This window comes from Cupriavidus necator A5-1, assembly GCF_000744095.1.
Taxonomy (GTDB): Bacteria; Pseudomonadota; Gammaproteobacteria; order Burkholderiales; family Burkholderiaceae; genus Cupriavidus; species Cupriavidus necator_A.
The window spans coordinates 1,716,540-1,729,463 of the sequence record NZ_JQLI01000001.1; the positions used below are offsets into that span (position 1 = coordinate 1,716,540).

Sequence of the window (12,924 nt, forward strand, 5' to 3'; positions counted from 1 at the left end):
AATGACATAAGCGACGATGGCGACGAATCCTGCAAGCAAGACTCTGACGATCACGCATCCGGCTTGCCTGATCGATGGCTCGGACCGCGAGTTCCGGCACCTGGTCAATGGCCTGTTGCCGTTTGCCGCGCGGCTGCTTTCCGTGCGCGACGGCTTCGGCAACCTGATCGGCCTGACCGGGGTGCAGTACTCGCTGATCCGCTCCATTTCGCACCTTTCGCAGCAAGGCGAGGTGACGGTGAACCAGCTGGCCGACCACCTGCACCTGAGCGGCCCGTTCATTACCATCGAAACCGGCAAGCTGAAGAAGCTCGGCCTGATCGACAAGAAGGCCCATCCCGACGACAAGCGCAAGATGCGGCTGACCATCACGGCGGCGGGATCGAAGCTGCTCAATGAACTGCTGCCGGTGCAGCAGCAGATCAATGACGTGCTGTTCGACGGCGTCACCCGCACCGAATTCAAGGTGCTGTGTTCGGTGGTCGACCGCCTGGTCGCCAACGGCGACCGCGCCGCGCTCGACCTGGAGCACCTGCAGGCCCGCCGCCAGAAGGGCTAGCCCCCTGCCTTCAGTGCGCGGCCCACTGCACGGCGCCGACATCGATGCCCTCCTGATGCATTTCCCATAGCGGGCTGAGTTCGCGCAGCCGCGACACCGTGGCGCTGACCTGCCGGATGACTTCATCGACTTCCGCTTCGATGGTATAGCGGCCCAGCGTAAAGCGGATCGAGCTGTGCGCCAGTTCGTCGCTGCGGCCGAGCGCGCGCAGCACGAACGACGGCTCCAGCGAGGCTGAGGTGCAGGCCGAGCCAGACGACACCGCCACGTCCTTGATGCCCATGATCAGGGACTCGCCTTCGACAAAGTTGAAGCTGATGTTCAGGTTATGTGGGATGCGGTGCGCGAGGCTGCCATTGACGTAGACCTCGTCCAGCCGCGACAGCCCCGCCAGCAGCCGGTCGCGCAGCACGCCCACACGGCGCGCTTCTTCCGCCAGTTCCAGTCTTGCCAGCCTGAAGGCTTCGCCCATGCCCACGATCTGGTGCGTCGGCAGGGTGCCGGAGCGCATGCCGCGCTCATGCCCGCCGCCGTGGATCTGCGCTTCCAGCCGGATGCGCGGCTTGCGCCGCACGTAGAGCGCGCCGATGCCCTTGGGGCCGTAGACCTTGTGCGCGGTCACCGTAAGCAGGTCGATCTTCAGTGCCTCCAGGTCGATGGGAACCTTGCCCGCGGCCTGCACCGCGTCGCAGTGGAACACGATGCCTGCGCCGCGGCAGATCTCGCCAATCTGCGCGACCGGCTGGATCACGCCGATCTCGTTGTTGACCATCATCACCGACACCAGGATGGTGTCCGGCCGCAATACGCCGCGCAGCGTGGCTAGATCGACCAGACCGTCCTCGCCGACATCCATGTAAGTCACCGCAAAGCCCTGCCGTTCCAGCTCGCGGCAGGTATCGAGCACCGCCTTGTGCTCGGTCCTGACCGTGACGATGTGGTTGCCCCTGCCCCGATAGAAATGCGCCGCGCCCTTGATGGCCAGGTTGTTGCCCTCGGTCGCGCCGGAGGTCCAGACGATCTCGCGCGGGTCGGCATTGAGCAGCGCCGCGACATGCGCGCGCGCGGTCTCCACCGCCTCTTCCGCCTGCCAGCCGTAGTAGTGGCTGCGTGAAGCCGGGTTGCCGAACTGGTGGTGCAGGAACGGGACCATCTTCTCGACGACGCGGGCGTCGACCGGCGTCGTCGCGCTGTAGTCCATGTAGATCGGAAGGGCTTTCGGTTCGGTTGGCATGGGGCTCATTTCCTGGATGCGGAGGTGGGGAGGACCGTGTGCAGGCGAACCCGCTGGTCAAGGAAAGTGGGGCCGAGTCTAGCACCGGGTGCCCGCGCGCCGGGTGGGCGCCATGCTGCCGGTAGGGTTGCTCGACGCGATTCCACTGGCTCTGCCGGCGTGTCTGATGACCCCGCATGCTGCCCGCAAAGCCTTTCGCAGCAAGGCTTTGCGGATTCCACCAGGGAGCGGGCCGCGTGCCATCCCGATTCCGACTAGGGTTTCCGCTAACTTGAATAGCGTTGCTACATAGCATTCAATAAAACCTAACTTACAAAGCTAATAAACAAAGTAATAGAGTTGGTGGAACAAACATGCGTAGGAGTCGTGATGGCTGAGTCATCTGCCGGTCGTGGCGTCGAGATGGACGCCGATGCACAGCGCCGCTTCAGGAATGCGCTGGCGATGTTTGCAACGGGTGTCGCCGTGATTACGGCGCCGCGCGAAGAGGGGGTGCCGGTCGGCATCACGGTGGCGTCGTTCAACTCGGTGTCGCTGGACCCGCCGCTGGTGCTGTTCTCGGTCGACCGCCGCTGCCTGAGCCTGGGCGACCTGCGCGCGGCGCGCCGCTTCGCGGTCAACGTGCTGACCGAGGCGCAGAAGGATATCTCGAACCGGTTCGCGAAGGCGAACACAGGCAAGTGGGAGGGCATCGACTTCGGCGCGCAGGACGGCGAGCGCCATGTGCTGCTGCCGGATGCGCTGGCCACGTTCGAATGCGAGCCCTATGCGATGCACGACGGCGGCGACCACGTCATCTTCATCGGGCGGGTGGTCCGCCATCAGGCCCGGCACGACGGCCGGCCCCTGATCTTCTTTGGCGGCACGTACCGGGCACTGGAACACATCCCGGCCGCCGCGTAAATCCACAAAACACAGGCAGTCAGGACAGGAGAACGACATGATCAAGACCGGTAGCCAACACATCGCGATGCTGCGCGATGGCCGCGAAGTGTATCTGGACGGCAAGCGGGTCACGGACGTCACGGTGCACCCGGCGTTCCGCAACTCGATTCGCAGCTACGCCAATCTCTACGATTACCAGGCGCGTCCCGAGAACATCGACAAGATGACCTTCCAGCCCGAAGGCACGGACCGGCGCGTCAGCCGCATCTGGGAGCTCCCCACCAGCTACAACGAGCTGGTCGAGCGCCGCCAGATGCTGGAAGCCTGGACTGCGCTGCACTACGGCTTCATGGGCCGCTCGCCCGACCACGTCGCCTCCTGCATCTCAGGCATGGTCATGGGCATCGACGTGCTCGAGCAGGCCGATCCCGCACGCGCCGGTGCCTTGCGCGATTACTACCGCTATGCCCGCGACAACGACCTGTTCCTGACCTATGTGATCGTGAACCCGCAGGCCAACCAGGCCAAGGCCGCGCACGAGCAGGAGGACAAGTACCTGGCCGTGGGCATTGTCGACCAGGATGCCGAGGGCATCACGGTGCGCGGCGCGAAGATGCTGGCCACCAGCGGCATCATGGCCAACGAGGTGTTCTGCAGCTGCATCCAGCCGCTGCGCGAGGGCGACGAGATGTACGCCTTGTCCTTCGCGGTGCCGATGAACACCAAAGGGCTGAAGGTGATGTCGCGCAAGTCGTATGAGGCGAACGCGACCTCGGTCTTCGACAACCCGCTCGCGAGCCGCTTCGACGAGAACGATGCCGTGCTCTATTTCGACGACGTCAAGGTGCCGTGGGAGCGGATCTTCGTCGCGGGCGACGTCGCCATGTGCGCAAAGCAGTTCCACGCCACGCCCGCCCATGTCTACCAGAACTACCAGTGCCAGGTGCGGTTGATGGTGAAGCTGCGCTTCCTGGTCGGACTCGCGCACCGGATCACCGAGATCAACGGCACCAACGGCTTCCCGCAGGTCAGGGAGCTGCTGGGCCAGCTCGCCGCGGAGGCGGGCATGGTCGAGGCCTGGGTCTACGGCATGGAGGCCAAGGGCCAGGTCAACCAGAACGGCTACTTCGTGCCCGACCGCAGCATGCTGTATGGCTCGCAGGTGGCGACGCAGCAGCTCTATGCCAAGGTGCTCAACACGCTGCGCGAGCTGGCCGGCGGCGGCATGATCATGCTGCCGTCGAGCATCGGGGATTTCGCCAACCCCGCGCTCGCCGAGATCATCGCCAAGACGCAGAAGTCGCCGGTGTGCAGCCCGGAGGAGCGCGTCAAGTTCTTCAAGCTGGCCTGGGATGCCGTCGGGTCCGAGTTCGCCTCGCGCCATAACCAGTACGAGATGTTCTACGCCGGCGCCACCTTCGTCACCAAGGGCCACGCCTACCGGACCTACGACTGGAAGAGCGCTTCCGGCCTGGTCGACCACATGCTCGGCAGCTATTCCCTCGAAGACGAGCTGGCCCGGCTGCCGCAGGCGGCCTGACACGCCCGCATTGTTTTCCCCTTGCCCCGATAACGGAGATCAGCATGGCAATCAACAAGCTTCACGACGAGTTCCATACCCTAGACCTGGCGTCCGACTGGGAGGTCCCGCACGGCTATCCCGCCGGCATCCAGCAGAAGATCCTGTCCGGCGCGCTGGACGAAGGCGGCCGCGGCGGCAGTCGCACTCGCCTGCTGCGCTTTGACCCGGGTGTCTTCACCACCGCGCCGTTCGTGCACGAGTACTGGGAGGAGGTCTACCTGCTCAGTGGCGACCTGACTGTCGGCAACGATGTCAACGGGGAGGGCGGCGAAGCCTTCGCGCCCAACACCTACGCCTGCCGTCCGCCCGGCGCATTCCACGGTCCGTTCAAGTCGAACGGCGGTTGCATGCTGCTGGAAATCCACTACTACGACCCGGCCTGATCATGGAAGCCACCATAGCCGCCACCAGGCGCCGGCTTGCCGACGGCAGCGCCAATGCCCAGTCGCTGTTGGCCTCATGCGTCGAACGCATCTGCAATCCGGGCGGCGAAGGCGCGCGCTTCTTCCCCCATGGCGTCAGCATGGCGGCCCGCAAGCAGGCCCAGGCGAGCGACATGCTGCGCGAACAGGGCGTGGCGGGCCCGCTTGCCGGGTTGCCCGTTTCCGTGAAGGATCTGTTCGACGTGCAGGGCGACGTGACCCGCGCCGGTGCCCGCGTGCTGCCGGAGCGGCCCGCCGGCGCGGATGCGCCGGCCATCGCGCGCTTGCGTGCGGCGGGAGCCGTGCTGGTCGGGCGTACCAATATGACCGAGTTCGCCTACTCGGGTGTCGGCATCAATCCGCACTATGGCACCCCGCGCAACCCGTTCGACCGGCAAGCCGGCCGCATTCCGGGCGGATCGTCGTCCGGAGCAGCGGTGTCCGTGACCGATGGCATGGCGCTGGCCGCGGTCGGTTCTGACACCGGCGGCTCCTGCCGCATCCCGGCGGCGCTGTGCGGCATCGTCGGCTTCAAGCCCACGGCAAGCCGCGTGCCGCTACAGGGTGCGGTACCGCTGTCGCCCAGCTACGACTCGGTCGGGTGCCTGGCCAATACGGTTGCGTGCTGTGCCGCCGTCGATGCGGTGATGGCAGGCGAGGAGGGGCCCACGGCAGCGGCGCCGCTCGCGGGCCTGCGCCTGGCCGTCCCGACCGGGCTGGTGCTGGAGGGCATCTCCGACGAGGTTGCCGAGGTCTTCAGCCGCACGCTGCGCCGGCTGTCCGCGGCCGGCGCCTTGCTGCAGGACGTGGCCTTCGACAGCTGGAATCAGCTGGCCGAGCTCGGCGCGCACGGTGGCCTGGTTGCGGCCGAGGCCAGCGCCTGGCACGGCAGCCTGGTGGCGACGCATGCCGACCGCTACGACCCGCGCGTGCTGTCTCGCATCCGGCTGGCGGACGGACAGCGCGCCGCCGATTACCTGCGCATGCGGCAGCGCCGCAGCGAGCTGTGCCGGCAGGCCGACGCCGAACTGGCGGGCTTCGATGCGGTGGTCCTGCCGACCGTGCAGATCGTCGCGCCGCGCATTGCGGACCTCGACGATGACGACGCCTTCTTCACCACCAACCGGCTGCTGCTGCGCAATCCGGCCATCGCCAACATGCTGGACCTGTGCTCGCTGTCGGTTCCCTGCCATCGCCCCGGCGAGGCGCCGGTCGGGCTGATGCTGTTCGGCCGCCACCTTGCCGACCGCACGCTGCTGGCGATCGGCATGGGGGTCGAGGCGGCGCTGCGGCATGAACGAGGTTAGACCCCGGCGGCAGCCCCGCCGACCGCAATACCCGGCATTTCCATAAATACAGAGGAGACAAACATGCCTGATATCCGTATTGGCGCGGCCGTGCTGGCCTGCGCCACCCTGTTCGCGGCAACCGCCGCGGCGGCGCAGACAGCCCCCATCAGCGACGGCGTGGTCAAGGTCGGTGTCCTGACCGACATGTCGTCCATCTTTTCCGATATCGGCGGCAAGGGCTCGGTGGTGGCCGCGCAGATGGCCGTGGACGACTTCGGCGGCAAGGTCCTGGGCGCACCGGTCCAGGTGATCAGCGCCGACCACCAGAACAAGACCGACGTGGCCGCCACGCTGGCGCGCGGCTGGTTCGACAACCAGAAAGTCGACATCATTCAGGACGCGCTGCCGTCCTCGGTGGCGCTGGCCGTCTCCAACCTGGGCAAGCTCAAGCGCAAGATCGTCATTGCCAGCGGCGCCGGCACCACGCGCCTGAGCAACGAGGATTGCTCGCCTTACACCATCCAGTACTCGTACGACACCTACGCATTCGCCGCCAATACCGTCAAGACGCTGGCACGGCGCGGCGACAACAGCTGGTACTTCCTGACCGTCGACTATGCGCTCGGCGCATCGCTCGAGAAGGACGGTACCGAGGCGCTGTCGAGCGTCGGCGGAACCGTCAAGGGCAAGGCGAAGCACCCGATCAATTCGGCGGACCTGTCGTCCTACCTGCTGCAGGGGCAGGCGTCCGGCGCGAAGGTGATCGGCCTGGCCAACGCGGGCGCCGACACGGTCAATGCGATCAAGACGGCCGCGGACTTCGGCATGAACGGCGCGGGCAAGCAGCGGCTGGCCGGGCTGCACATGTTCATCAGCGACATCCACAGCCTGGGGCTGAAAGCCGCACAGGGCATGACGCTGACCACGGCGTTCTACTGGGACCGCGACGACGCCACGCGCGCCTGGTCGCAACGCTTCTTCGAGAAGACCGGGCGCATGCCGACGCTGGTCCATGCCGGCGTCTACTCGTCGACGATGCATTACCTCAAGGCGGTCCAGGCCGCGCGCACGGACGAGAGCGATGCCGTGCTGGCCAGGATGCGCGCGACAGCGGTCAATGACTTCTTCGCCAGCAACGGAACGATCCGCGCCGACGGCCTGATGGTGCACGACATGTACCTGGTCGAAGTGAAGCGCCCGCAGGAGTCGAAGCGGCCGTGGGACTACTACAAGATCAAGGCCGTGATCCCCGCGAACGAAGCGTTCCGTCCGCTCAGCGCAAGCACCTGCCCGCTGGTCAGGAAGTAAGTCCCCTCTACCCGGCCGGCGCCGGCAAGTGTGCCAGCACCGGTCAGCCACAACACCGCAGAGAGCATCCGAAATGAAAACCCTTACCTTTGATATCGAAACCCGCCTGGGCAAGTCGCGGCGCGCCGTCACCATCTACCAGCTGGTCGTGGCCGGGTGGACCGGTCGGGACGTCGAAGCCATGGAGGCCCACATCCGCGAGTTGGAGGAACTGGGCGTGAAGCGTCCCGCCTATACCCCGGTCTTCTATCGCGTCGCGGCGTCGCGGCTGGGTACCGCGCCGGAAATCCAGGTCAGCGGCGAAGCGAGCAGCGGCGAGGCCGAGTTCCTGCTGGTCAAGGATGGCGGCGAGATCCTGGTGGGCATCGCCTCGGACCATACCGACCGCGAGGCCGAGACCTACGGCATTACCGTATCGAAGCAGATGTGCGAAAAGCCCTGTGCGCCGACCTTGTGGCGCCTGGTTGAAGTGGAGGGACACTGGGACCGGCTGGTGTTGCGCTCCTACGCCACCGTCGACGGCGAGCGCGTGCTGTACCAGGAGGGCCCGGTGACGGCCATGCGGTCCCCGTCCGACCTGCTGGACCGGTTCGCCGGCCACGGTGGCGAATTTGGCGAGGGCGCGGCCATGCTGTGCGGCACCTTGCCCGCCATCGGCGGCATCCGCCCGGCCGAGCGCTTCGAGATCGAACTGGAAGATCCGGTGCTGGGGCGCACGCTGCGCCATACGTACGCGGTCGCGACGCTGCCCGTCGAGGGTTGAGTATGGCGCGCCATCCACATTGCCACGGCAGCGCAACGGAGTTATGCCCATGCCCCAAGACGACCTGATACTGGCGACCCGGAACCTCGGGAAATCCTTCCGCGGCTTCACGGCGGTAAGCGACGTCAACCTGCGGGTGCGCCGCGGGTCGATCCATGCATTGATCGGGCCCAACGGCGCGGGCAAGACCACTTGCTTCAACCTGCTCACCAAGTTTTTGGAGCCGACCACCGGCACCATCCTGTTCAACGGCATCGACATCACCCGCGAGAAGCCCGCGCAGATCGCGCGCCGCGGCGTGATCCGTTCCTTCCAGATCTCGGCGGTGTTCCCGCACCTGACGGTGATGGAGAACGTGCGCATCGGCCTGCAGCGCCAGCTCGGCACCGCGTACCAGTTCTGGCGCAGCGAGCGCTCGCTCGACGTGCTCAACGACCGCGCCATGGAGCTGCTCGAGCAGGTCGGGCTGACCGAGTTCGCGCACACCGTCACGGTGAACCTGCCGTACGGCCGCAAGCGCGCGCTCGAGATCGCCACCACGCTGGCGATGGAGCCCGAGCTGATGCTGCTGGACGAGCCCACGCAGGGCATGGGCCACGAGGATGTGGACCGCGTCACGCAGCTGATCAAGAAGGTCTCCGCGGGCCGCACCATCCTGATGGTCGAGCACAACATGAGCGTGGTGTCGTCGATCGCGGACAAGATCACGGTGCTGCAGCGCGGCGCGATCCTGGCCGAGGGCCCTTACGCCGAAGTGTCGAAGGACCCGCGCGTGATGGAGGCCTACATGGGCACCGTCGACGCGGAACTGCAGGGCGCGCACTGAGGGGCACCACATGACGACATCGAATACACCTGCCCTCGAGATCAAAGGCCTGGAGGCCTGGTACGGCGAATCGCACATCCTGCACGGGGTGGACCTGACCGTGAACCGCGGTGAAGTGGTGACGCTGCTGGGTCGCAACGGCGCCGGTCGCACCACCACGCTGCGCGCGATCATGGGCCTCACGGGCGCGCGCAAGGGCTCGATCAAGGTCAATGGCCATGAAACCATCGGCCTGCCCACGCACAAGATTGCGCACTACGGCATTGGCTATTGCCCGGAAGAGCGCGCCATCTTCTCCAGCCTCTCTTGCGAAGAAAACCTGATGCTGCCGCCGGTGCTCAAGGGCGCCGACACCAGCAAGGGCATGAACGAGGCCGAAATCTACGAGATGTTCCCGAACCTGAAGGAGCGGCGCCAGAGCCAGGGCACGCGTCTTTCCGGTGGCGAGCAGCAGATGCTGGCGGTCGGGCGCATCCTGCGCACGGGTGCGAACCTGCTGCTGCTCGATGAAATCTCGGAAGGGTTGGCACCGGTGATCGTGCAGGCGCTCGCGCGCATGATCCTGATGCTCAAGCAGAAGGGGTACACGGTGGTGATGGTGGAGCAGAACTTCCGCTTTGCCGCGCCGCTGGCCGACCGCTTCTACGTGATGGAGCATGGCAGCATCGTCGAGCGCTTCGCGGCCAGTGAGCTGCAGGCCAGGATGCCGGTGTTGCATGAACTGCTGGGCGTATGAGGAGCATCCATGACTCTGTTTGAAATCCCGTTTCCGGCGCTGCTGTCGCAGCTGCTGCTGGCGCTCGTCAATGGTGCCTTCTACGCCATGCTGAGCCTGGGCCTGGCGGTCATCTTCGGCCTGCTGAACGTCATCAACTTTGCGCACGGAGCGCTCTTCATGCTCGGCGCGGTGCTGGCGTGGGCCGGCATGACCTATGCCGGGCTCAGCTACTGGGTGATGCTGCTGCTGTCGCCGCTGGTGGTCGCAGCACTGGGCGTGGCCATCGAGAAGACCATGCTGCGCTGGATCTACAAGCTGGACCATATCTACGGCCTGCTGCTGACGCTCGGCATCACGCTGGTAATCGAGGGCATCTTCCGCTCGGTCTATGGCGTGTCCGGGCTGCCCTATTCGCCGCCCGAAGCGCTGCAAGGCGCCGCCGACCTCGGCTTCATGCGCTTGCCCAACTATCGCGCGTGGGTAGTCGTGGCTTCGCTGGCGGTATGCATGTCGACCTGGTACGTGATCGAGAAGACCCGGCTGGGCGCCTACCTGCGCGCGGGCACCGAGAACGCCAAGGTGGTGGAGGCCTTCGGTGTCAACGTGCCGCTGATGGTGACGCTGACCTATGGCTTCGGCGTGGCGCTGGCCGCGTTCGCTGGCGTGCTGGCGGCGCCGGTCATGCAGGTGTCGCCGCTGATGGGGCAGAACCTGATCATCATCGTGTTCGCGGTGGTGGTGATCGGCGGCATGGGCTCGATCCTGGGCGCGATCCTGACCGGCCTGGGGCTGGGCGTGATCGAGGGGCTGACCAAGGTGTTTTATCCGGAAGCATCGTCGACCGTGGTCTTCGTGACCATGGTGATCGTGCTGCTGTTGCGCCCGGCAGGGCTGTTCGGAAAGGAGAAATGATGAACGGGCAATCTATCGCTGCATTGGAAATGCAGCCGTGGCAGGCGGTACGCCGCCTGCCACGGCGGGCACTGTACGTGACGCTGCTGGCGTGCCTGCTGGCCGCGCCGCTGGTGGGCGCCTATCCGGTGTTCGTGCTCAAGGTGCTGTGCTTCGCGCTGTTCGCGTGCGCCTTCAACCTGCTGATCGGCTATACCGGGCTGCTGTCGTTCGGCCATGCGGCGTTCTTCGGCGGCGCGGGCTACGCGGCCGGTCATGCGATGAAGGCGTGGGGCGTAACGCCGGAGATCGGGCTGATCCTGGGCACGGCCACCGGCGCGCTGATCGGCTACGTGGTGGGCTCACTGGCGATCCGCCGGCAGGGCATCTACTTCTCGATGATCACGCTGGCGCTGGCGCAGATGCTGTTCTTTATCTGCCTGCAGGCGCCGTTCACCGGCGGCGAGGACGGGCTGCAGGGCATTCCGCGCGGCAAGCTGTTCGGCGTGCTGTCGCTGTCTAGTGACCTGACGCTGTACTACGTGGCGCTGGTGATCATCGTCGCGGCCTTTGCGCTGATCGTGCGCACGGTGCATTCGCCGTTCGGCCAGATCCTGAAGGCGATCAAGGGGAACGAGCCGCGCGCGATCTCGCTGGGCTATGACGTCGACCGCTTCAAGCTGACCGCCTTCGTGCTGTCGGCGGCGCTGTCGGGGCTGGCGGGTTCGGTCAAGGCGCTGGTGCTGGGCTTCGAGACGCTGACCGATGTGCACTGGTCGATGTCCGGGATGGTCATCCTGATGACCTTGCTGGGCGGGCTCGGCACGCTGTCCGGGCCGATCGTCGGCGCTTTTGTCGTGATCGCGCTCGAGAACAAGTTCGGCGAACTGGGCAGCTACCTTGCGGCGGTGACGGGCATCGACTGGTTCAACGGGCTCGGGGAATCTGTGTCGATGGTGACCGGCATCATCTTCATCGTCTGCGTGCTGACGTTCCGCAGGGGCATTGTCGGTAGTCTGGAGCGAAGTCCTGGATGAGGCCGGTTCTCTCCCCTCTCCCGCTTGCGGGAGAGGGGAGAAAACATCCGCGAGCTCAGGCCTTGGCCAATGCCAGCGCCGCACCCGGCGCGATCGCCGCCTTTGCGCCGAGGTGTTGCTCAATCACCCCGGCGACCATATCCGCCGTCACCGCGGACAAGGTCCAACCCAGATGCCCATGCCCGGTGTTATAGAAGATGCACGGCGCACGCCCCCGACCGACACGCGGCAGCATGTCCGGCATCATCGGCCGCAATCCCGCCCAGGGCACCACGCTGCGTGTGCTGACACGCGGGAAGCACTGCTGCACCCATTCCACCAGCGGCCGGATGCGGTCGGCGCGGATGTCGCGGTTGTAGCCGTTGAACTCCGCGGTGCCGGCCACGCGGAAGCGGTCGTCGCCCAGGCGGCTGGTCACCAGCTTGGTGGCATCGTCGAGCAGGCTGACGGTCGGGGCCGCGGCACGGCTGGCCTCGTCGTTCAAATTGACCGTGATCGAATAGCCCTTGACCGGATAGATGTTGACGCGGTCACCCAGCCCGGCCGCCAGCGCGCGGCTGGCGGTGCCGGCGCAGATCACGGCGCCGTCGAAGGTCGACGTAGCCGTATCGGTGCCTTGCTGCACGGTCACGCTGGCACGCCTGCCATCGGTCTTGACGGCGTGCACGTCCTGCCCGTAGAGGCAGCGCACGCCCAGGCGGTCGATGGCCGCGGCCAGGCCGCTGGTGAACTTGTGGATATCGCCGGTCGAGTCGCTCTCGGTGAAATACCCGCCGTAGTAAGAACCGCCCAGCGTCGGCTCGATCGCCCGCATCTCCTGCGGCGTCACGGTGCGCCGCTGCAGCCCGCCCTGCGCCAGCAGCGCGGAGACGCGGCCGGCATGCTCGAAGCCGGCCTTGTCGCGGTAGATATGGAGGATGCCTTCCTTCTTTAGGTCGAAATCGATGCCTTCCTGCGCCGCCCAGGCGAACAGGTGCTCGCGGGCCGCGATGGCCAGGCGCGCGGTCTCGATGGTGTTGCGGCGGTAGTGGGGGATCGACGCGATGAACTCGGCGAACCACGTGAGCTTGTGCCAGCTCGGGCTGGGATTGACCAGCAGCGGGGCGTCGCTCCTGAGCATCCACTTGAGGCCCTTGACGATGGTCGACCAGTGGGTCCAGACCTCGGCATTGGAGGCGGACAGCTGTCCGCCATTGGCGAACGAGGTCTCCATGGCGGCATAGCGATGCCGTTCGAACAGCGTGACGGAGAATCCGCGCCGGGCGAGCGCGTAGGCTGTGGTGACACCGGTGATGCCACCGCCGATGACGGCGATTGTCTTCATGAGCTGCAGGCTCCAGGAACGTCGATGGTGGGAGTCCATACGCAACGTGCGTAGCGGACGCCCCCTCTGTTCTGGACCTGAGAGAT

General features: G+C 66.1%; 13 protein-coding genes. 11 read left to right on the forward strand and 2 right to left on the reverse strand.

The window, feature by feature from the left end:
* Positions 1–16 precede the first annotated feature (16 nt).
* Positions 17–559: a MarR family winged helix-turn-helix transcriptional regulator gene (locus K307_RS07520; protein ID WP_042877374.1), complete on the forward strand. Its 543-nt coding sequence runs from the start codon at positions 17–19 to the stop codon at positions 557–559.
* A gap of 10 nt (positions 560–569) precedes the next feature.
* Here K307_RS07520 and K307_RS07525 read toward each other — a convergent pair whose 3' ends face one another.
* Positions 570–1,793 (reverse strand): IscS subfamily cysteine desulfurase, encoded by a 1,224-nt coding sequence (locus tag K307_RS07525; protein WP_042877377.1) that lies wholly within the window; start codon positions 1,791–1,793, stop codon positions 570–572.
* Positions 1,794–2,162: 369 nt separating this feature from the next.
* Between K307_RS07525 and K307_RS07530 the strand changes: the two genes are divergently transcribed.
* The 10 genes from K307_RS07530 to K307_RS07575 all read left to right on the forward strand — a co-directional run bounded on the left by K307_RS07530 (position 2,163) and on the right by K307_RS07575 (position 11,514).
* The gene (locus tag K307_RS07530; RefSeq protein WP_051974747.1) at positions 2,163–2,696 is read left to right on the forward strand and encodes a flavin reductase family protein; all 534 of its coding nucleotides are present in this window, start codon (positions 2,163–2,165) and stop codon (positions 2,694–2,696) included.
* A gap of 37 nt (positions 2,697–2,733) precedes the next feature.
* Positions 2,734–4,218, forward strand: coding sequence for a 4-hydroxyphenylacetate 3-hydroxylase family protein (locus K307_RS07535; protein WP_042877381.1), 1,485 nt, complete (start codon positions 2,734–2,736; stop codon positions 4,216–4,218).
* Between the two features lie 44 nt (positions 4,219–4,262).
* Complete coding sequence (locus K307_RS07540) at positions 4,263–4,643, forward strand: cupin (RefSeq protein WP_042877383.1); 381 nt, start codon at positions 4,263–4,265, stop codon at positions 4,641–4,643.
* A gap of 2 nt (positions 4,644–4,645) precedes the next feature.
* A complete protein-coding gene (locus tag K307_RS07545) occupies positions 4,646–5,989 on the forward strand; it encodes an amidase (protein WP_042877386.1) in 1,344 nt (447 codons plus the stop codon).
* A 63-nt stretch (positions 5,990–6,052) separates the two neighbouring features.
* Complete coding sequence (locus K307_RS07550) at positions 6,053–7,279, forward strand: ABC transporter substrate-binding protein (protein ID WP_042877388.1); 1,227 nt, start codon at positions 6,053–6,055, stop codon at positions 7,277–7,279.
* Positions 7,280–7,352: 73 nt separating this feature from the next.
* Entirely contained in the window at positions 7,353–8,042 is a 690-nt protein-coding gene (locus K307_RS07555; RefSeq protein WP_042877390.1) for a DUF2848 domain-containing protein, read from the forward strand.
* Between the two features lie 49 nt (positions 8,043–8,091).
* Positions 8,092–8,868 (forward strand): ABC transporter ATP-binding protein, encoded by a 777-nt coding sequence (locus K307_RS07560; RefSeq protein ID WP_042877392.1) that lies wholly within the window; start codon positions 8,092–8,094, stop codon positions 8,866–8,868.
* A 10-nt stretch (positions 8,869–8,878) separates the two neighbouring features.
* Complete coding sequence (locus K307_RS07565; RefSeq protein WP_042877395.1) at positions 8,879–9,604, forward strand: ABC transporter ATP-binding protein; 726 nt, start codon at positions 8,879–8,881, stop codon at positions 9,602–9,604.
* A gap of 9 nt (positions 9,605–9,613) precedes the next feature.
* A complete protein-coding gene (locus K307_RS07570) occupies positions 9,614–10,498 on the forward strand; it encodes a branched-chain amino acid ABC transporter permease (protein ID WP_042877398.1) in 885 nt (294 codons plus the stop codon).
* A gap of 29 nt (positions 10,499–10,527) precedes the next feature.
* The gene (locus tag K307_RS07575; RefSeq protein WP_419187147.1) at positions 10,528–11,514 is read left to right on the forward strand and encodes a branched-chain amino acid ABC transporter permease; all 987 of its coding nucleotides are present in this window, start codon (positions 10,528–10,530) and stop codon (positions 11,512–11,514) included.
* A gap of 55 nt (positions 11,515–11,569) precedes the next feature.
* Here the strand turns inward: K307_RS07575 and K307_RS07580 are convergent, their stop codons facing one another.
* Positions 11,570–12,877, reverse strand: coding sequence for a D-amino acid dehydrogenase (locus tag K307_RS07580; protein ID WP_419187109.1), 1,308 nt, complete (start codon positions 12,875–12,877; stop codon positions 11,570–11,572).
* Between the last annotated feature and the right edge of the window lie 47 nt (positions 12,878–12,924).

Excerpts from the sequence above, each read along its gene's own strand:
- K307_RS07520 (WP_042877374.1), top strand. The coding sequence starts at position 17 with ATGGCGACGAATCCTGCAAGCAAGACTCTGACGATCACGCATCCGGCT.
- K307_RS07525 (WP_042877377.1), bottom strand. The coding sequence starts at position 1,793 with ATGCCAACCGAACCGAAAGCCCTTCCGATCTACATGGACTACAGCGCG.
- K307_RS07530 (WP_051974747.1), top strand. The coding sequence starts at position 2,163 with ATGGCTGAGTCATCTGCCGGTCGTGGCGTCGAGATGGACGCCGATGCA.
- K307_RS07535 (WP_042877381.1), top strand. The coding sequence starts at position 2,734 with ATGATCAAGACCGGTAGCCAACACATCGCGATGCTGCGCGATGGCCGC.
- K307_RS07540 (WP_042877383.1), top strand. The coding sequence starts at position 4,263 with ATGGCAATCAACAAGCTTCACGACGAGTTCCATACCCTAGACCTGGCG.
- K307_RS07545 (WP_042877386.1), top strand. The coding sequence starts at position 4,646 with ATGGAAGCCACCATAGCCGCCACCAGGCGCCGGCTTGCCGACGGCAGC.
- K307_RS07550 (WP_042877388.1), top strand. The coding sequence starts at position 6,053 with ATGCCTGATATCCGTATTGGCGCGGCCGTGCTGGCCTGCGCCACCCTG.
- K307_RS07555 (WP_042877390.1), top strand. The coding sequence starts at position 7,353 with ATGAAAACCCTTACCTTTGATATCGAAACCCGCCTGGGCAAGTCGCGG.
- K307_RS07560 (WP_042877392.1), top strand. The coding sequence starts at position 8,092 with ATGCCCCAAGACGACCTGATACTGGCGACCCGGAACCTCGGGAAATCC.
- K307_RS07565 (WP_042877395.1), top strand. The coding sequence starts at position 8,879 with ATGACGACATCGAATACACCTGCCCTCGAGATCAAAGGCCTGGAGGCC.
- K307_RS07570 (WP_042877398.1), top strand. The coding sequence starts at position 9,614 with ATGACTCTGTTTGAAATCCCGTTTCCGGCGCTGCTGTCGCAGCTGCTG.
- K307_RS07575 (WP_419187147.1), top strand. The coding sequence starts at position 10,528 with ATGCAGCCGTGGCAGGCGGTACGCCGCCTGCCACGGCGGGCACTGTAC.
- K307_RS07580 (WP_419187109.1), bottom strand. The coding sequence starts at position 12,877 with ATGGACTCCCACCATCGACGTTCCTGGAGCCTGCAGCTCATGAAGACA.